Source organism: Blastococcus litoris (genome assembly GCF_003075095.1).
GTDB lineage: Bacteria > Actinomycetota > Actinomycetes > Mycobacteriales > Geodermatophilaceae > Blastococcus_B > Blastococcus_B litoris.
In genome coordinates, this window is sequence record NZ_QCZF01000011.1 from 107,906 (window position 1) to 125,929 (window position 18,024).

The following is an 18,024-nucleotide window of genomic DNA, read 5'->3' on the forward strand; positions in this document are numbered from 1 at the left end:
CCTTCGCGATCGGGCTGCTCTTCTCGATCGGCTTCCACGAGGCCGGGCACTTCTTCTGGGCGCGCAAGTTCGGCATGCGCGTGCCGCAGTTCATGGTCGGCTTCGGCCCGACGATCTTCTCGCGCAGGCGCGGCGAGACGGAGTACGGCATCAAGGCCGTCCCGCTGGGCGGTTACATCCGCATCGTCGGGATGATCCCGCCCGCCGAGGAGGGCGAGAGCAAGCGCGCCACCCGCATGCGCAGCTTCATCGCCGAGGTGCGCGGTCAGGCGCTCAACGACGTCCTGCCGACGGACGGCGACCGGGTCTTCTACAAGAAGCCCTGGTGGCAGCGGGTGGTCGTCATGTTCGCCGGGCCGTTCAACAACCTGGTCCTGGCGGTCCTCTTCTTCACCATCGTGCTCACCGCCTTCGGCGTGCCCGAGCCGTCGACGACCATCGAGCGGGTGCCCGGCTGCGTGCTGCCCGCCGGCGCGCAGAGCGCCGGCGCGGACGACCCCTGCTCGGTGCCGATCACCGCGGCGGGGCAGACCTGCGAGCTCGGTGACGCCGGGTGCGCGCTGCCCGAGCGGAGCCCCGCGGCCAAGGCCGGGCTCCTCCCGGGCGACACGATCGTGGCCATCGACGGCGATCCGGTCCCGCAGGAGACGGAGGTCGGCTGGGACCAGGTGCAGCGGACCATCCAGCAGAGCCCCGGCGAGCCGGTCGTCTTCACCGTCGAGCGCGACGGCGAGGAGCGGGAGCTCACCGTCACCCCGATCGAGAACACCGTGTACGCCTCCGCCGAGGGCACCGAGACCAGGGTCGTGGGCTACGTCGGCATCGGCCCGACGCAGCCCTACGTCCAGCAGTCGGTCACCGCGGTCCCCGGCTTCCTCGGCGACTACGTGGTCGCCTCGGTCGACCGGCTCGTCGAGATCCCGCAGAAGATCCCGGCCCTGTTCCGCGCCGCCTTCCTCGGCGAGGAGCGCGACCCGCAGGGCCCGATCGGAGTCGTCGGGGTGGGCAGGATCTCCGGCGAGATCTTCGCGCTGGAGGACTACACGACCACCGAGAAGATCAGCACGTTCTTCCAGCTGCTGGCCGGCGTGAACCTGGTGCTGTTCCTGTTCAACCTGCTGCCGATCTACCCGCTCGACGGCGGTCACGTGGCCGGGGCGCTCTACGAGAAGGCCCGCTCGACGGTCGCCCGGCTGCGCGGGCGGCCCGACCCCGGCCCGTTCGACATCGCCCGGCTGATGCCGGTCGCCTACGCCGTGGCCGGTGTCTTCCTGGCGCTGTCGGCGCTGCTGTTCGTCGCCGACATCGTCAACCCGATCACCCTGGGCTGAACCGGGCGGGAGGCGACGAGCACCCCGGCGACCACCAGGACGCCGGCGGCCAGCTCGACGGGGTCGAGCACCTCGCCGAAGGCCACCCACGACGCGAGCACGCCGACCACCGGCACGAGCATCGAGAACGGCGCCACGACGTTCGACGGGTGCCGGGACAGCAGCACGTTCCAGATGCTGTATCCGATCAGCGTCGCGACCACGACCACGTAGAGCAGGCCGAGCACCGAGGGCAGCGCGTCGACGGTGAGGACGCCGGCCAGCGACCGGCCGATGCGTCCGGGCCCCTCCACGACCAGCGCGAGGCCCAGCATGGGCAGCGGGGGCACCACGGCGGTCCAGAGCGTGAGGTGCAGCGCGTTAGGGGCCTCGGCCCGCCGGCTGCAGACGTTGCCGATCGCCCAGCCCAGGGCGCCGCACAGGGTCAGGACGACGGGGAGCCACGCCGCCGACTGCGCGCGGTGGACGGCGATGACCGCGAGCCCCGCGACGGCCACCGCGACGCCGGCGAACTGGCGCATCGACAGCTTCTCGTGCAGCCAGATGCCGGCGATCACGACGGTGAACGGGGCCGAGGCCTGGAGGACGAGCGAGGCCAGGCCGCTGGGCATCCCCGCGGCCATGCCGAGGTACAGGAAGGTGAACTGCAGGATCCCGATGCCGACCCCCACGCCGAGCAGCCAGCGAAGCGGCACGCGCGGACGCGGCACGAGCAGCAGGGTCGGCACGGCGACCAGCGCGTAGCGCAGCGCCACCATGAACAGCGGCGGGAAGTGCTCGAGCGCCAGGGCGGTCGCCGGGAAGTTCATTCCCCAGCAGACGGCGACGAGGCAGGCGAGGAGGCGGTCGCGGAGGGGCACGTGCTCGAGCCTCGGGGTCCGTGCGATGAAGGACAAGCACGATCTGACGAACCGACCTTGTAGCGTTGCTTCATGGTCGATCGCGCGTCCGGGCTGTGGGACCGGGTCGACGTCGCGCACCTCGCCGTCCTGCGGGAGGTCGCCGAGCAGGGCTCCGTCAGCGGGGCCGCGCGGGCGGCGGGCATGTCGCCGTCAGCGGTGTCCCAGCAGCTCAAGGTGCTCCAGCGCCGGCTCGGCCTCGTCCTCGTCGAGCGGGTCGGGCGCGGGGTGCGCCTCACCGATGCCGGGCGGGAGCTGGCCGGCATCGCCACGACGGTCTCGACCGCGCTGGCGGCCGCGGCGGCCGAGTGGCAGAGCTACCACGGTGCGGTCCGGGGCACGGTGCGGGTGGCGACGTTCCACTCCGCCGGAGAGCTGCTGGTGCCGGGCCTGCTGGAGCGGATGGCCGCGCACCCGGACGTGGCCGTGGAGACCGTCGACGAGGACGTCTCCCAGGACGACTTCGCCGGGCTGACCGCGGCGTACGACATCGTCATCGCGCACCGGTCCGACGACCTGGTACCGCCCGCACGAGGCGCCGTCTCGGTCCACCCGCTGCTCCGCGAGCCGCTCGACGTCGCGCTGCCGCTGGACCACCCGCTCGCGGGGCGGTCGAGGGTCACGCCGGCCGACGTGATCGACGAGGACTGGATCGCGCCACCGGCCGGGTTCCCCATCGACCGGGTGCTGACCGCCGTCGCGGCGCAGGCGCGGTCCCCGGTCCGCGTGGTGCGCCGCACGACGCACCTGCCGCTGATGGAGAAGCTGGTCGCCCGTGGTCACGGGGTCGCGCTGCTGCCGCGGCACACCACCCGCGAGCGAGCGGAGGGGCGGTTCGCGCTGGTGCCACTCGCCGACCTCCGAGCGGGGCGCGTCATCGAGTCGCTGGCGCGTCCTGACCGGGCCGCGCGCCGGGCCGTCCGGGTGGTGATCGACGCCCTGGTGGCGGAGGCCGCCCCGTACGCAGCGCCGTGAGTCCTCCGGCGCCCGACAGCGCACGTCACAGCCGCGCCACCGGCGCGGATGCCACGGCGGGGGATACTGGGTGTCATGGCGATCCCCGTCGGTCTCGGCATGCCCGCTGCCCCTCCTCCCGTCCTCGCCCCCCGGCGGAAGACCCGCCAGCTGATGGTGGGCGGTGTCGGGGTCGGCAGTGACTTCCCGGTGAGCGTCCAGTCGATGTGCACCACCAAGACGGCGGACATCAACGCGACCCTGCAGCAGATCGCGGAGCTCACCGCGTCCGGCTGCCAGATCGTGCGCGTCGCCGTGCCCGACACCGACGACGCCGAGGCGCTGCCGATCATCGCGAAGAAGTCGCAGATCCCGGTCATCGCCGACATCCACTTCCAGCCGCGGTACGTCTTCGCGGCCATCGACGCCGGGTGCGCCGCCGTCCGCGTGAACCCGGGCAACATCAAGAAGTTCGACGACAAGGTCGGCGAGATCGCCCGCGCCGCCAAGGACGCCGGCATCCCGATCCGGATCGGGGTGAACGCGGGCTCGCTCGACAAGCGGCTGCTCGCCAAGTACGGCAAGGCGACCCCGGAGGCGCTGGTCGAGTCCGCGCTCTGGGAGTGCTCGCTGTTCGAGGAGCACGACTTCCGCGACATCAAGATCTCGGTCAAGCACAACGACCCGGTCGTCATGGTGCGCGCCTACGAGCTGCTCGCCGCGCAGTGCGACTACCCGCTGCACCTGGGCGTCACCGAGGCGGGTCCGGCGTTCCAGGGCACGATCAAGTCCGCCGTCGCCTTCGGCGCCCTCCTGAGCCAGGGCATCGGGGACACGATCCGCGTCTCGCTGTCGGCACCTCCCGCCGAGGAGGTCAAGGTCGGCAACCAGATCCTCGAGTCGCTCAACCTGCGCCAGCGCGGGCTGGAGATCGTCAGCTGCCCGTCGTGCGGGCGGGCGCAGGTCGACGTCTACAAGCTCGCCGACGAGGTGACCGCCGGGCTCGAGGGCATGGAGGTCCCGCTGCGGGTCGCGGTCATGGGCTGCGTCGTGAACGGCCCGGGGGAGGCCCGCGAGGCCGACCTCGGCGTCGCCTCCGGCAACGGCAAGGGCCAGATCTTCGTCAAGGGCGAGGTCGTGAAGACCGTTCCCGAGTCGCAGATCGTGGAGACCCTCATCGAGGAGGCCATGCGCATCGCGGCGGAGCAGACGGCGGACGGGACGCCCTCCGGGCCTCCGGTCGTCAGCGTCAGCTGACCTCCCCGATGCTCCGCACGTCCGCCGCCCGCGTGCTCGACGAGGGCGACGAGCCGGCCGTCCACCGGCTGCTCGCGACCGACCCGGTGGCCGGGTGCGTCATCGCGGGCCGGGTGGAGTCGGCCGGGACGGCACCGACGTCGCTGGGCGCGCCCCTGTGGGGCTTCGGCGGAGGCCCGGACCTGGAGGCGATCTGCCTGGCCGGGGCCAACCTCATCCCGTTCGCGCTCCCCGGCGCGGAGATCGCCTCGGCGGCCGCTTTCGCCGAACGTGCCCGGCGGGCCGGTCGCCGCTGCTCGACGATCGTCGGCCCCGCCTCGTCCGTCGCGCCCCTGTGGGACCTCCTCGGACCGCACTGGGGTCCGGCCCGCGACCACCGCCCCCGGCAGCCGCTGCTGGCCATCGCCGGCCCCCCGGCGGTGCCGGCCGAACCCCGCGTCCGGCCGGTCCGGCCCGCGGAGCTCGACACGCTGCTGCCGGCGGCGATCGCCATGTTCACCGAGGAGGTCGGCGTCAGCCCGCTGCGGGTCGACGGCGGCGCCGGCTACCGCGCGCGGGTCGCGGAGCTGGTCCGCGCCGGTCAGTCCCTCGCCTGGATCGAGCACGGCGAGGTCGTCTTCAAGGCCGAGATCGGCGCGGTGTCGCGGGCCGCGTGCCAGGTGCAGGGCGTCTGGGTGGCCCCGGCGCACCGCGGCCGCGGCATCGGCACGGCGGGGACGGCGGCGGTCGTGGAGTACGCCCGCACGACGATCGCCCCGGTGGTGAGCCTGTACGTCAACGACTTCAACACCGCGGCCCGGGCCGCCTACGCCCGCGTCGGGTTCCACGAGGTCGGGCAGTACGCCAGCGTGCTGTTCTGAAAGGACCCCTCTGCCCCCCACGCCTCGCACGCTCGGCGCGGGACCCTGCAGAGCGGCCACCGTCTGAGATGGTGGGCGCCGTGCCGACACGGGGACCCGCTCTCGCCACCACCCTCCTGCTGCTGACCGCACCCGTCCTGGCGGCGTGCTCCGGCAACGCCGAGGACGACGTCCGGGACGCCGCGACGGCGTTCCTCGACGCCTGGGCCGACGGCGACCTGGCCGAGGCGGCCGGTGCCACGACCGATCCCGACGCCGCCACCGCGCTGCTGGAGCAGACCGCCACCGACCTCCCCGAGGCCACGCTGGGCGCCGACGTCGGTGCGGTGACCGTCGAGGACGGCACCGCCACCGTGGGCTGGACGGCCACCTGGGACCTGGTCGCCGCCCCGGAGTGGACCTACGAGTCGACGCTGCGCCTCGAGGAGGGCGACGACGAGTGGCAGGTCGTCGCCGAGCCGACGCTGGTGCACCCCGAGCTGGGGGAGGGCCAGCACCTGGAGCTCACCCGCTCGCTCCCGGACCGGGCGCCCATCACCGACGGGACCGGCGCGCCGCTGTTCGCGCCCACCGAGGTCGTCAACGTCGGCGTCGACACCGGCCAGGTCACCGACCTGGCCGCCCTCGCGGCGGGGCTCTCGGCGGCCACCGGGGTCGACGCGCAGACGATCACCAGCGACGTCCAGGCCGCCCCGCCGGGGCAGTTCGTCCCCGTCATCACCCTGCGCCGGCCGGACTTCGAGGCCATCCGGGCGCAGGTCTTCGACCTCCCCGGGGCCGTCTTCCCCACCTCCACCCGGCTCCTGGCGCCGAGCGCGCGCTTCGCCGAGGCGCTGCTGGGCCGGGTGGGCGACGCCACCGCCGAGGTGATCGAGGAGTCCCAGGACGAGGGGGAGCCGCGCTACGCGGCCGGCGACCAGCTGGGCCTCTCCGGCCTCCAGCGCGCCTTCCAGGAGCAGCTCGCCGGCACGCCGGGATTCACCGTGTCGGTCGTCAGCACGGACGAGGGCACCGCGGACGCGGGGGTGGAGGTCGGCGCGGTCGCACCCGAGCCCGGCACGCCGGTGCAGACGCCGCTGGTCCCGGCGATCCAGAACGCCGCGGACGCCGCCGTGGCCGGCCAGCCGTTGCCCACGCACCTCGTCGTCGTCCGGCCCGGCACGGGGGAGATCCTCGCCGTCAGCTCCAACGAGGTGGCCGACGCCGGCAACGCGCTCCGCGGACAGTTCCCGCCCGGGTCGAGCATGAAGACGATCACCGCGACGGCCCTGCTGTCGACCGGCGCCGTCACGCCCGCCACCCCGGTCGCCTGCCCGGGGACCACCGTGGTCGACGGGCGCGAGTTCGAGAACCAGGACCAGTTCGACCTCGGCACCGTGCCCTTCACGGAGGCATTCGCCGAGTCCTGCAACACCACCTTCATCCAGCTGGCCCTGGGCCTGCCCGACGGCGCGCTGGCGGAGGCCGCGGCGTCCTACGGCGTCGGCACGGAGTGGCAGCTGCCGGTCGGCATCTTCGGCGGCAGCGTGCCGTCGGACAGCACCGGCACGACCGAGGCGGCCGACGCCATCGGCCAGGGGCAGGTGCTGATGAGCCCCGCCCAGCTGGCGCTCGTCGCGGCGGGCGTCGCCAGTGGGACCCCGGCCGCACCCGTCGAGGTGATCGGGGGCGAGGCCGCCGGCCCGGCGCCGGCGGGCCCCGGCCAGGCGGTGCTGGACGCGCTGCGGCCGCTGATGCGCCAGGTGGTGCTCACCGGGACCGCCACGGCCCTGTCGGACCAGGGCGAGGTCTACGGCAAGACCGGGACGGCCGAGTTCGGGGACAAGACCCCGCCGGACTCGCACGGCTGGTTCATGGGCTACCAGCTCCAGGGGCCGCAGGGCGACATCGCCTTCGCCGTCCTGGTGGAGGCCGGCCAGTCCAGCAGCGTCGCGGTCGGCGTCGCCGACGCCTTCCTCGGCGCTCTCTGAACGGCCGGCCGGGTCAGCCGGCCGGGAGGCCGGGGAACGCGTTCGTCGTCGGCGTCCGGCCCGCAGCCGTCCGCCAGGCGACGGCCCGGACCTCGGTGGCCGAGAGGGCGGCGACGGCCAGCTCGCGGGTGCTGCGCTCGACCGACTGGTCCAGGACGCGCACCCACGCGGCGGCCACGCCGTCCTCCAGGACGACGGCGAGCGCTGCCGCGTCGGTGGCCGACAGCACGGGGAAGGGGAGCGCGTAGGCGCCCTCGGCGTCCACCGGGTCGACGTCGCGCCCGGCGAGCAGGACCACGACCCGGTCGCGGACGTCGCGGTGCGCGACCTCCGAGGTCGCCGCCGCGGCCTGCGCCCCCGCGTCGAGGGCCGCACCCACGACGCCGTAGCCCCACACCGCCGCGTGCTCGGCAGCCAGCGCCTCCGAGAGCGCGGTGTTCTCCGACGCCTCGTCCAAGGTGCCCTGGTCGGATCCGTCGTCAGCCATGTCGGACCTCCGTCACGCCAGTCGTCCGTCCTGCCCGGCGAGCCCCGCGGCGATCGACCCGAGCAGCGCCGCCCGGGCGCCGGACTGGTCGACGCAGGCCGCGGCGTGCGAGGCGGCGGCGGTGGCCACCTGGCCGCGGAGCCAGGCGCGGGTGCCGGGCGCCGGCGGGGCCTCCTGCGCAGGGGCGCCGGAGGAGGTCGGGGTGCCCGGGGCCGCCGCCCGCAGGCGCGCCAGCTGCTCGTCGGCCTGGCCGGCGAGGTCGGCCACCTCCGCAGCGAGGGCGGGGTCGGCCGCACCCGCGGCGGCGAAGGCGGACACGACCGCCTCCTGGACCGCGATCTGCGCGCTCAGCCCGTCGGCCTGCTCGCTCGTGACCTGCTCGCGCTCGTCGGCGGACGAGGACGTGCAGCCCGTCGCCAGGACGGCCAGCCCGGCCGCGGAGGCGGCGAGCAGGGTGCGCCGGGAGAAGCCCCGGGGGCCGGAGCGGAGGGGAGAGGACATCGCCGCCATTCTCGCAGCCGCTCACGCCCCGTGCCGGTAGTGCGACCAGGCGCGTCCGCCCGTCCGTCACGGCGGGACCGTGCGCCCCTCGGCTCCCACAGCGGGTCCCCGGTGCGCGGTCCGGCCGCCGTTCCCGGGGCGGTAGCCTGACCACTTCCCCTCCACCCGGGCCCGACCTGCGCCGAAGGCCGGTCGGCGCCGGGTCGGCGGGGTATGGCGTCCCGCACCAGGCGGCCGCTCGAGCCCGGAGGAGGAGACCGTGTCCACCTCTCACGGCACCCAGCGCACCGACCCCGCCACGGCCAGGCTGACCGGCTGGATCGAGCCGGTGGTGGGCGCGGCGGGCTACGACCTGGAGGAGCTCGTCGTGACCCCTGCCGGGCGGCGCAGCGTCGTCCGCGTGGTGGTCGACCGCGACCAGGGGGTGACCCTCGACGACATCGCCGAGGTCAGCCGGGCGGTGTCCGAGGTGCTGGACCGGAACGACGACGGCATGGGCCGCGCGCCGTACGTGCTGGAGGTGACCAGCCCCGGCGTCGACCGTCCCCTGACCGAGGAGCGGCACTGGCGGCGCAACACCGGCCGCCTCGTGACCGTGACCGTCGGACCGGCCGGCCGAACGCAGGAGGTCACCGGCCGCGTGACGGCGGTCGACGGGACGGGCGTGACCCTCGCCGTCGAGGTGCAGGGCAAGCCCGGCGCCAAGAAGCGGCCGCCGACACCGCGCGAGGTGCCGTGGGCGGAGCTGGGCGCCGGCCGGGTGCAGGTCGAGTTCGGGCGGGGTGGGTCGGCGGACGAGCCGGCCGACGACACGGACCTCGACGAGACGGACTTGGACGACGACATCGAGCCCGGCGACGTGCCGCAGGCGCGAGGAGGAGCACAGTGAACATCGACGTCACCGCGCTCAAGGCGGTCGAGCGGGAGAAGGGCATCCCCGCCGACACGGTGATCGAGGCCATCGAGACGGCGCTCGTCACGGCGTACCGGCACGCCGACGGCGCCGCCAAGCACGTCCGGGTGCACGTCGACCGCAAGAGCGGTGAGGTCGCCGTCCTGGCGCAGGAACTCGGTCCGGACGGCGAGGTCGTCCGCGAGTGGGACGACACCCCCACCGACTTCGGCCGGATCGCGGCGAGCACCGCCAAGCAGGTCATCGTCCAGCGGCTGCGCGACGCCGAGCACGAGCAGACCTTCGGCGAGTACGCCGGCAAGGAGGGCGACATCGTCAGCGGCATCGTGCAGGCGCACGACCGCCGCAACGTGCAGGGCACGGTGCTCATCGACATCGGCAAGGTCGAGGCGGTCCTGCCGCAGGCCGAGCAGGTACCCGGCGAGGAGTACACGCACGGCAGCCGGATCAAGGCCTACGTGGTCTCGGTCGCCCGCACCTTCCGCGGCCCCCAGGTCACCGTCTCCCGCACGCATCCGCACCTGGTGCGCAAGCTGTTCGCGCTTGAGGTACCCGAGATCGCCGACGGCAGCGTCGAGATCGTCGCGGTCGCCCGCGAGGCGGGGCACCGCTCGAAGATCGCCGTCCGCACCACGGTTCCGGGGCTGAACGCGAAGGGTGCCTGCATCGGGCCCATGGGGCAGCGCGTGCGCAACGTCATGAGCGAGCTGCACGGCGAGAAGATCGACATCGTCGACTGGTCGGACGACCCGGCGACCTTCGTGGCCTCGGCCCTGAGCCCGGCACGGGTCAACAGCGCCCGGGTGGTCGATCCGCAGGCCAAGGCGGTCCGCGTGATCGTGCCCGACTTCCAGCTGTCGCTGGCGATCGGCAAGGAAGGTCAGAACGCGCGGCTGGCCGCGCGGCTGACCGGCTGCCGGATCGACATCCGCAGCGACGCCCAGCCCGACGACGACGACGCGACCCCCTCGCCCGGGGTGGGCAGGCCCCCGCTGCGGTCCGGTGCGCCCGCCGGTGCGCAGGCGGGCCGCCCCCCTGCCCACCGGGGCTCACCCCGACGGGCGGAACATCCCGGCCCCGCCACGCGCTAGAGTGCAGGGTGGTCGAAACGTCCGAGCCGGTCCGCACCTGCGTGGGGTGCCGGCGACGCGCTCCGGCCAGTGATCTGCTGCGTGTCGTCCTCAGCTCCGGGACCCTGGTCCCGGATCCGCGGCGGCGGCTCCCCGGAAGGGGGGCGTCGGTGCACCCCACCCCGGAGTGCCTGCACGCGGCGGAGCGACGCCGGGCCTTCGCCCGGGCGCTGCGTCTCCCCGGAGGCAGCAGCGCGCCGGTGGAGGTCGGTCCGCTCCGGGACCACGTCCTCGGTACCTCGTCCTGAGGTGCCCGGGCGCGGGCGGAGCGGGCGACAGCAGTTCTCAGTCGGGCCGGCACCAGGCCGGTCCGCACGTCGACAGGACACCGTCGGATGACTCAGCCGTGAAGTTCTCACGATGACCATGCGCCACTAACGACGAGGTCGAGCGGGCAAGCCGCCGGCCTCACAAAGAGGAGACCCGTGCCAGGCAAAGCCCGCGTACACGAACTCGCCAAGGAGTTCGGTGTCGACAGCAAGACCGTGCTCGCCAAGCTCAAGGAGCAGGGCGAGTTCGTGAAGTCCGCGTCCTCCACCGTCGAGGCCCCCGTGGCCCGTCGGCTCCGGGAGGCGCTGGGAGCCAGCACCGGCGGCGGTAACGGCTCGGCGGCCCCCAAGCCCGCCGCCCGTCCGAGCGCCCCGGCTGCTCCCGCAGCACCCGCGCCCGCCGCCCCGGTGGCGGCCGCTCCCGCTGCCCCTGCGGCTCCGGTCGCCCGTCCGGCCGCGCCCGCTCCGGCCGCGCGCCCGGCAGCACCCGCGCCCCAGGCTCCCGCCGCGAGCGCCCCGACCCAGCAGCCGGCCGCCCGGCCGGCCGCACCCCGTCCGGCTCCCGCCGGTGGTTCGGCGCCGGCCGGTGCCGGCCCGCGTCCGGGGCCGCGCCCCGCGCCGCGACCGGGCAACAACCCGTTCAGCTCCCCGCGTCCGGCCGCCCCTCCGGCGGCCGCTCCGGGTGCCGGCGCCGGTCCCCGTCCGGGTCCGGCGGCTCCCGGCGCCCGTCCGGCGCCCGGTGGTCCGCGCCCCGGTCCGGGTGGGCCCCGTCCCGCTCCCGGTGCCGGCGGTCCGCGTCCCGCCCCCGGCGCGGGCGGTCCCCGTCCGGCCGCCGGTCCCGGCGGTCCGCGTCCCAACCCGGGGATGATGCCGCAGCGTCCCTCGCCCGGCATGATGCCCGGTCGCTCGGCCGGTGCCGGTCGTCCCGGTGGCGGTCCCGGTGGCCCCGGTGGCCGTGGCCGCCCGGGTGCTCCCGGTGGCGGCGGTGGCTTCCGCCCCGGCGGCGGTGGCGGCGCCCCGGGCGCCGGCGCGCCCGCCGGTGGTGGCTTCCGTGGTGGCGGCGGTGGCCGCGGCCGCGGCCGTGGCGGCTCGGGTGCCGGTACCGCCGGCGCCTTCGGCCGTCCCGGTGGCCGGGGTCCGGTCCGTGGCCGGAAGAGCAAGAAGCAGCGGCGTCAGGAATTCGACTCGATGGCCGCGCCCAGCATGGGCGGCGTCCAGCTGCCCCGCGGCAACGGGCAGACCGTCCGGCTGCCGCGCGGCGCGTCGCTGACCGACCTGGCCGAGCGCATCAACGCCCAGCCGGCCGCGCTGGTCACCGCCCTGTTCCACCTGGGCGAGATGGTCACCGCGACGCAGTCGGTGAACGACGAGACGCTGCAGCTGCTCGGTGCCGAGATCGGCTGGAACATCCAGGTCGTCAGCCCCGAGGACGAGGACCGCGAGCTGCTCGAGACCTTCGACCTCACCTTCGGTGACGAGGAGGGCGACGAGGACGACTGGTCCGCCCGTCCGCCGGTGGTCACCGTCATGGGTCACGTCGACCACGGCAAGACCAAGCTGCTGGACGCGATCCGCGACGCCAACGTCGTGGCCCGCGAGGCCGGCGGCATCACCCAGCACATCGGCGCCTACCAGGTCGTCACCGAGCTGGACGGCAACGAGCGGCCGATCACCTTCATCGACACCCCGGGTCACGAGTCGTTCACCGCGATGCGTGCCCGAGGCGCGAAGGTCACCGACATCGTCATCCTGGTCGTGGCGGCCGACGACGGCGTCATGCCGCAGACGGTCGAGGCGCTCAACCACGCCCAGGCGGCCGAGGTCCCGATCGTGGTCGCGGTGAACAAGGTGGACAAGGAGGGGGCCAACCCCGCCAAGATCCGCCAGCAGCTCACCGAGTACGGCCTGGTGGCCGAGGAGTACGGCGGCGACACGATGTTCGTCGACGTCTCGGCGATCACCCGCCAGGGCATCGACGACCTCCTCGCGGCGGTGCTCCTGACCGCCGACGCCTCGCTGGACCTGCGCGCCAACACCGAGCAGGACCCGCAGGGCGTGGTCATCGAGGGCAAGCTGGACAAGGGCCGCGGCCCCGTCGCCACGGTGCTCGTCCAGCGCGGCACGCTGCGCCAGGGCGACTCGATCGTGGCCGGCGACGCCTACGGGCGCGTCCGGTCGCTGCTCGACGAGCACGGCAACAAGCTGAAGGAGGCCCTGCCGGCCCGCCCCGTGCAGGTCGTGGGTCTCACCTCGGTGCCCCGTGCCGGCGACACCTTCCTCGTCGTCGAGGAGGACCGCGTCGCACGGCAGATCGCCGACCGTCGTCAGGCCCGCATCCGCAACGCGCAGAACGCCTCCATGCGCAAGCGGATCAGCCTCGAGGACCTCGACGCGGCGCTCAAGGAGAACCGCCAGCTCAACCTGATCATCAAGGGCGACAACTCGGGCACCGTCGAGGCGCTCGAAGAGGCGCTGATGAAGATCGAGGTGAGCGACGACATCTCGCTGCGGGTCATCCACCGCGGCGTCGGCGGCATCACCAAGAGCGACATCGACCTGGCGCTGGCCGACGACGTCATCGTCCTGGGCTTCAACGTCCGGGCCGAGGGTCAGGCCACCGAGCTCGCCAACCGCGAGGGCGTGGACGTCCGGTACTACACGGTCATCTACCAGGCGATCGACGAGATCGAGGCCGCGCTCAAGGGCATGCTCAAGCCCGAGTACGAGGAGGTCCAGCTCGGCACGGCGGAGGTCCGCGAGGTCTTCCGGGTGCCGCGCATCGGGAACGTCGCCGGTTCGCTGGTCCGCAGCGGGACCATCGTCCGGAACTCGAAGGCCCGCCTCATCCGCGACGGGGCCGTGGTCGCCGACAACCTGACCGTGGAGTCCCTCCGCCGGTTCAAGGACGACGCGACCGAGGTCCGCGAGGGGTACGAGTGCGGTATCGGCCTGGGGTCGTTCAACGACATCAAGGTCGACGACGTGATCGAGACCTTCGAGATGCGCGAGATCCCGCGCACCTAGGAGACGCGAGGTGGCCCCTGCAGGTGAGTCCGACGGCTCTCCTGCAGGGGCCCGCCGCGAGCGGGCGAGCGGTGGCGGGCAGGAGGGTCCTCATCTTCACGGGCACGCTCACCGCCGACCTCCTGCTGGGCGACGTCCACTCGCTCAAGGGCAAGCGCGCCGTGGTCCGGCCGATCGTGGCCGAGCTGCGGCGGCGGTTCGCCGTCGCAGCCGCCGAGGTCGGCGACCAGGACCTGCACCGCCGCGCGCAGGTCGCCGTCGCCACCGTCGCCGGGGACGCCGGTCAGGTGACCGACGTCCTCGACGCGTGCGAGCGGTTGCTGGCCGAGCGGCCGGAGGTGACGCTGCTGTCGACGCATCGTCAGCTCTTCGCCGACGAGGACTTCTGAGCCCGCGCCCGCCCGCACCACCCACCGGCGTCCCCCTGGACGCCCCGTCTGAGGAGGTCCGATGGCCGACCCGGCCCGCGCCCGCAAGCTGGCGGTGCGCATCCGTCAGATCGTCTCCGCCGCGATCGAGACGCAGATCAAGGACCCCCGCCTGGGCATGGTGACCGTCACCGACGCCCGCGTCACCGGCGACCTCCGCGAGGCCACGGTCTTCTACACCGTCTACGGCGACGAGACCCAGGTCGCGGACTCCGCCGCGGCGCTCACCAGCGCGACCGGCGTGCTCCGCTCCACGGTCGGGAAGCAGACCGGCATCAAGTTCGTGCCGACGCTGACCTTCGTCGCGGACATCGTCCCGGACACCGCGCGGGACCTCGAGGAGGCGCTCGAGCGTGCCCGGCACGCCGACGAGGAGCTGGCCCGGGCCCGGGAGGGTGCGCAGTACGCGGGCGAGCCCGATCCCTACCGGCGTCCGGCCGAGGACCACGAGGACGACGACGAGGACACGGTCGCGTCCGGATCTGCCGATGACAGTGCCGAGGACATCTCCGTGCAGAGCAGGAGCGCGTCGTGACCGAGAACGACCCGGATCCCCACGAGCCCGACGAGGGCCAGGGCACGTCCGTGCTGGGTGGGCAGGAGGTCCCCGGCACCGGTGACCCGACCGACGGCGGCAAGCGCGGCGAGCTGGGGGAGGCCCCGAGCATCGCGGCCGACGAGCCCGAGGACGGCTCGCGCTACCCGGTCGGTGGCGGGTCCGTGCAGGAGGAGCAGAACGCCCCTCCGGTCGCCGACCCCGGACCGGACAGCTGATCCGCGTGTCCCTCTCCTCGTCGCGTGCGGCGGCGTCCCCCCTCCGCACCGCGGCCTCGGTGCTGGCCGAGGCCGCCGACAACCGCGGCACCGTCGTGCTGTCCGGGCACGTGCAGCCCGACGCCGACGCGCTGGGCAGCACCCTCGCTCTCGGCGAGGGGCTGCGTCGTCGCGGGGCACGTGTCCTCGTCACCTTCCCGGACCCGTTCGCGCTCCCGGCCTCGCTCGGCTGGCTGCCGGGCGCCGAGGGCCTGGTGCCCTCGGCGACCGTGCCGTCCTCGCCGGACGTGTTCGTGAGCCTGGACGCCGCGTCGCCGGCACGCCTGGGCGAGCTGGCGCCGCTGCTGGACTCGGCGGGCACGTCGGTCGTCGTCGACCACCACGCCAGCAACCCCGGCTTCGGGGACGTGCGGCTGGTCGACGGCGGCGCGCCCGCCACCGTCACCCTGGTCGCGGGCCTGCTCGACGAGCTCGGGGTCACCGTGGACCCGCAGCTGGCCACCCTGCTCTACGCCGGGCTGGCCGCGGACACCGGTTCCTTCCGCTTCGGCAACACGCGCCCGGACACCCACGAGCTCGCGGCCCGTCTGCTGGCGACGGGCATCGACCACTCCGACATCAGCCGCCGGCTGTTCGACACCGCCCCGTTCGGCTGGCTGGGGCTGCTGTCGGTCGTCACCGGCCGGGCCGTCCTGGAGCCGGAGGTCGGTGCCGGTCTGGTCTGGACCTGGTCGAGCACCGCCGAGGCCGGCGAGCACGGGCTGCCCGGTGAGCAGCTCGAGGCCCTCGTCGACGTCGTCCGCTCCACCGAGGAGGCGGACGTGGCGTGCGTCCTCAAGGGGCAGGACGACGGTTCGTGGTCGGTGTCCCTGCGGTCCCGGGGCGCGACCGACGTCGCCCGCGTGGCCATGGCCCTCGGCGGCGGCGGGCACCGGCTGGCCGCCGGGTACAGCTCCTACCTCGACCGCGAGAAGACCGTCGAGGCGCTGCGCCGGGAGCTCGCCGCGGAGTGACGCGCGGTCCCTCCGTCCTCAGGCTCGCCGTCCCGGCGCTCGTCGTGCTGGCGGCCGAGCCGCTGTACCTGCTCGTCGACACGGCCGTGGTCGGCAACCTGGGCACCGTCCCCCTGGGTGGCCTCGCCGTGGGCGGCGGGCTGCTCGCCTGGGCCGCGGCCCTGCTCAACTTCCTGGCCTACGGCACGACCGCCCGGGCGGCCCGCCGGGCGGGCGCGGGTGACCGGGACGGCGCGGTGGCCGAGGGTGTCCAGGCCACCTGGCTCGCGCTCGCGCTGGGGTTCGGCGTGCTGGTCCTGTTCCAGCTGCTGGCCGGCCCGCTCACCCGGCTGCTGGCGGGCGGGGGCGGGGCCGTCGCGGAGGCGGGGGAGCAGTGGCTGCGGGTCGCCAGCCTCGGGGCGCCGTTGCTGCTCGTGTCGCTGGCGGGCAACGGCTGGCTGCGGGGTGTCCAGGAGCTGCAGCGCCCCGTCCGGTACGTGCTCGCCGGCAGCCTGCTCAGCCTGGTCCTCTGCCCGCTGCTGGTGCACCCGGCCGGGCTCGGCCTGGTCGGCTCCGCCGTCGCGAACGTCGCGGGTCAGACCCTGACCGCCGGGCTGTTCGTCCGGGCACTGGCGCGCGAGGGCGCCGGCTGGCGTCCCCGGCCGGCCGCCCTGCGCAACCAGCTCGTCATCGGCCGCGACCTGCTCGTCCGTGCCGCCGTCCTGCAGATCTCGTTCCTGGTCGCCGCCGGCGTGGCCGCCCGGGCGGGGACGGCGTCCCTCGCTGCGCACCAGATCGCCCTGCAGCTGTTCTTCTTCCTCGCCCTGGTGCTCGACGCCTACGCCATCGCGGCGCAGACCCTGGTCGGGCACGCGCTCGGGGCGCAGCGGCCGGCCGAGGCCCGCGCCACGGCGTCGCGGGTGGCCCTCTGGGGCCTGGGCACCGGCGTGCTGGTGGGCGCGGTGCTGCTGGCCGCCCGCGACGTCCTCCTCCCGCTCTTCACCGACGACCCCGCCGTGCTGGCGCAGGCCGAGGTGGTCTGGTGGTTCCTCGCGGGCATGCAGCCGCTGGCCGGGGTGGTGTTCGCCCTGGACGGCGTCCTCATGGGGGCCGGGGACGTCGGCTACCTGCGCACCGTGACGATCGGCTCGGCCGTCGTCGGCTTCCTCCCCCTCTCGCTGCTGTCCGGCCCGCTCGGCTGGGGCCTGGCCGGGGTGTGGACCGGGCTCTGCCTGTTCATCGGCCTGCGCCTGGTCGGCGTCCTCGTGCGGGTGGCGGGTGACCGCTGGCTGAGCGCGCCTGCAACGGTGGGGACGTGAGCCCCCGCAGACCCGACGCCGACGTACCACCCGGATTGCTGCTGGTCGACAAGCCCGGGGGGATGACCTCCCACGACGTCGTCGCCCGCGCCCGTCGCGTGCTGTCGGTGCGCAAGGTCGGCCATGCCGGCACCCTCGACCCCATGGCCACCGGCCTGCTCGTGCTCGGCGTGGGCGCCGCGACCCGCCTCCTCGGGTACGTCGGCGGGCACGACAAGACCTACGAGGCCACCATCCGGTTCGGGCAGTCGACGGTCACCGACGACCGCGAGGGCGACGTCGTGACGACCGCGTCGACGGCGCACCTGGACGACGCCGCGGTGCGGGACGCGCTCGCCGCGCAGACCGGGCCGCTGCAGCAGGTGCCGTCGGCGGTCAGCGCGGTCAAGGTCGAGGGCCGGCGCTCCTACGACCGGGTGCGCGCCGGCGAGGCGGTCGAGCTGGCCCCGCGTCCGGTGACCGTCCACCGGCTCGACGTCCACGGGATCCGGCGCCCGGAGCCGGACCTGCTCGACGTCGACGTCACCGTCTCCTGCACGGCCGGTACCTACATCCGGGCCATCGCCCGGGACGCCGGTGCGGCCCTCGGCGTGGGCGGCCACCTGACGGCGCTGCGCCGCACGGCCTCCGGGCCCTTCTCCGTCGAGCTGGCGGCGCCGGTCGAGGAGGCGGGCGCCGCGCTGGTCGCCGGGGGAGGGGACGGGTTCCTGCCCCTCGCGCAGGCGGCCACCCTGGTCTTCCCCACCCGGGCGGTCACCGACGAGGAGTCGCGGGCGCTGGGCTACGGGCAGCGGATCCCGGCCACCGGCGCGCCCGGCCCGCACGCCGCCGTCGACCCGGAGGGCCGGCTGGTCGCCCTGCTCGAGGACTCCGGGAGCACCGCCCGGGTGGCCGTCGGCTTCCCCGCGACGTGAGA

At 74.8% G+C, this 18,024-nt stretch carries 18 protein-coding genes and 1 pseudogene; 16 read left to right on the forward strand and 3 right to left on the reverse strand.

Going from position 1 to position 18,024, the window contains the following annotated elements:
* Positions 1-8: 8 nt before the first annotated feature.
* On the forward strand, positions 9-1,331 hold the full coding sequence (locus DCS98_RS20105; RefSeq protein ID WP_277394630.1) for a M50 family metallopeptidase: 1,323 nt from the start codon (positions 9-11) through the stop codon (positions 1,329-1,331).
* Here the strand turns inward: DCS98_RS20105 and DCS98_RS20110 are convergent.
* Positions 1,250-2,191, reverse strand: a complete 942-nt coding sequence (locus tag DCS98_RS20110; RefSeq protein WP_116453238.1) for an EamA family transporter — start codon at positions 2,189-2,191, stop codon at positions 1,250-1,252. The genes DCS98_RS20105 and DCS98_RS20110 overlap by 82 nt on opposite strands.
* 72 nt (positions 2,192-2,263) lie before the next feature.
* Here DCS98_RS20110 and DCS98_RS20115 point away from each other — a divergent pair, with 72 nt between their 5' ends.
* The 4 genes from DCS98_RS20115 (at position 2,264) to DCS98_RS20130 (ending at position 7,271) form a co-directional block, all read left to right on the forward strand.
* A complete protein-coding gene (locus DCS98_RS20115; RefSeq protein WP_116453180.1) occupies positions 2,264-3,205 on the forward strand; it encodes a LysR family transcriptional regulator in 942 nt (313 codons plus the stop codon).
* A gap of 75 nt (positions 3,206-3,280) precedes the next feature.
* The gene (gene ispG, locus DCS98_RS20120) at positions 3,281-4,441 is read left to right on the forward strand and encodes a flavodoxin-dependent (E)-4-hydroxy-3-methylbut-2-enyl-diphosphate synthase (protein WP_116453182.1); all 1,161 of its coding nucleotides are present in this window, start codon (positions 3,281-3,283) and stop codon (positions 4,439-4,441) included.
* Between the two features lie 8 nt (positions 4,442-4,449).
* Complete coding sequence (locus DCS98_RS20125; RefSeq protein WP_116453183.1) at positions 4,450-5,301, forward strand: GNAT family N-acetyltransferase; 852 nt, start codon at positions 4,450-4,452, stop codon at positions 5,299-5,301.
* Positions 5,302-5,381: 80 nt separating this feature from the next.
* A complete protein-coding gene (locus DCS98_RS20130) occupies positions 5,382-7,271 on the forward strand; it encodes a penicillin-binding transpeptidase domain-containing protein (protein ID WP_241038482.1) in 1,890 nt (629 codons plus the stop codon).
* 13 nt (positions 7,272-7,284) lie between these two features.
* Here the strand turns inward: DCS98_RS20130 and DCS98_RS20135 are convergent, their stop codons facing one another.
* Both DCS98_RS20135 and DCS98_RS20140 read right to left on the reverse strand, forming a co-directional pair.
* Positions 7,285-7,758, reverse strand: a complete 474-nt coding sequence (locus DCS98_RS20135; protein ID WP_116453185.1) for a ferritin-like domain-containing protein — start codon at positions 7,756-7,758, stop codon at positions 7,285-7,287.
* 12 nt (positions 7,759-7,770) lie between these two features.
* A complete protein-coding gene (locus tag DCS98_RS20140) occupies positions 7,771-8,259 on the reverse strand; it encodes a hypothetical protein (RefSeq protein WP_116453240.1) in 489 nt (162 codons plus the stop codon).
* Between the two features lie 259 nt (positions 8,260-8,518).
* Here DCS98_RS20140 and rimP point away from each other — a divergent pair, with 259 nt between their 5' ends.
* From rimP to truB, 11 genes and pseudogenes are all read left to right on the forward strand, one after another.
* Complete coding sequence (rimP, locus tag DCS98_RS20145) at positions 8,519-9,148, forward strand: ribosome maturation factor RimP (protein ID WP_116453187.1); 630 nt, start codon at positions 8,519-8,521, stop codon at positions 9,146-9,148.
* Positions 9,145-10,263, forward strand: coding sequence for a transcription termination factor NusA (nusA, locus tag DCS98_RS20150; RefSeq protein ID WP_116453189.1), 1,119 nt, complete (start codon positions 9,145-9,147; stop codon positions 10,261-10,263). Before rimP ends, nusA begins: the two co-directional genes overlap by 4 nt.
* A 41-nt stretch (positions 10,264-10,304) precedes the next feature.
* On the forward strand, positions 10,305-10,550 hold the full coding sequence (locus DCS98_RS20155; protein WP_206340364.1) for a YlxR family protein: 246 nt from the start codon (positions 10,305-10,307) through the stop codon (positions 10,548-10,550).
* Between the two features lie 177 nt (positions 10,551-10,727).
* Positions 10,728-10,874: pseudogene (locus DCS98_RS23970) on the forward strand (translation initiation factor IF-2 N-terminal domain-containing protein); the annotation flags it as partial.
* A gap of 885 nt (positions 10,875-11,759) precedes the next feature.
* The gene (gene infB / locus DCS98_RS23740) at positions 11,760-13,595 is read left to right on the forward strand and encodes a translation initiation factor IF-2 (protein ID WP_241038497.1); all 1,836 of its coding nucleotides are present in this window, start codon (positions 11,760-11,762) and stop codon (positions 13,593-13,595) included.
* A 23-nt stretch (positions 13,596-13,618) separates the two neighbouring features.
* Entirely contained in the window at positions 13,619-13,984 is a 366-nt protein-coding gene (locus tag DCS98_RS20165) for a DUF503 domain-containing protein (protein WP_241038484.1), read from the forward strand.
* Positions 13,985-14,045: 61 nt separating this feature from the next.
* Positions 14,046-14,558 (forward strand): 30S ribosome-binding factor RbfA, encoded by a 513-nt coding sequence (gene rbfA / locus DCS98_RS20170; protein ID WP_116453195.1) that lies wholly within the window; start codon positions 14,046-14,048, stop codon positions 14,556-14,558.
* Positions 14,555-14,797 carry a hypothetical protein gene (locus DCS98_RS20175; protein WP_116453197.1) on the forward strand — a complete coding sequence of 81 codons (243 nt, stop codon included), beginning with the start codon at positions 14,555-14,557 and terminating at the stop codon, positions 14,795-14,797. Before rbfA ends, DCS98_RS20175 begins: the two co-directional genes overlap by 4 nt.
* Before the next feature lie 5 nt (positions 14,798-14,802).
* Positions 14,803-15,810 carry a DHH family phosphoesterase gene (locus DCS98_RS20180; RefSeq protein WP_241038486.1) on the forward strand — a complete coding sequence of 336 codons (1,008 nt, stop codon included), beginning with the start codon at positions 14,803-14,805 and terminating at the stop codon, positions 15,808-15,810.
* A complete protein-coding gene (locus tag DCS98_RS20185; RefSeq protein ID WP_116453201.1) occupies positions 15,807-17,108 on the forward strand; it encodes an MATE family efflux transporter in 1,302 nt (433 codons plus the stop codon). Before DCS98_RS20180 ends, DCS98_RS20185 begins: the two co-directional genes overlap by 4 nt.
* Positions 17,105-18,022, forward strand: coding sequence for a tRNA pseudouridine(55) synthase TruB (gene truB / locus DCS98_RS20190; RefSeq protein WP_116453203.1), 918 nt, complete (start codon positions 17,105-17,107; stop codon positions 18,020-18,022). Before DCS98_RS20185 ends, truB begins: the two co-directional genes overlap by 4 nt.
* The last annotated feature ends 2 nt before the right edge of the window (positions 18,023-18,024 follow it).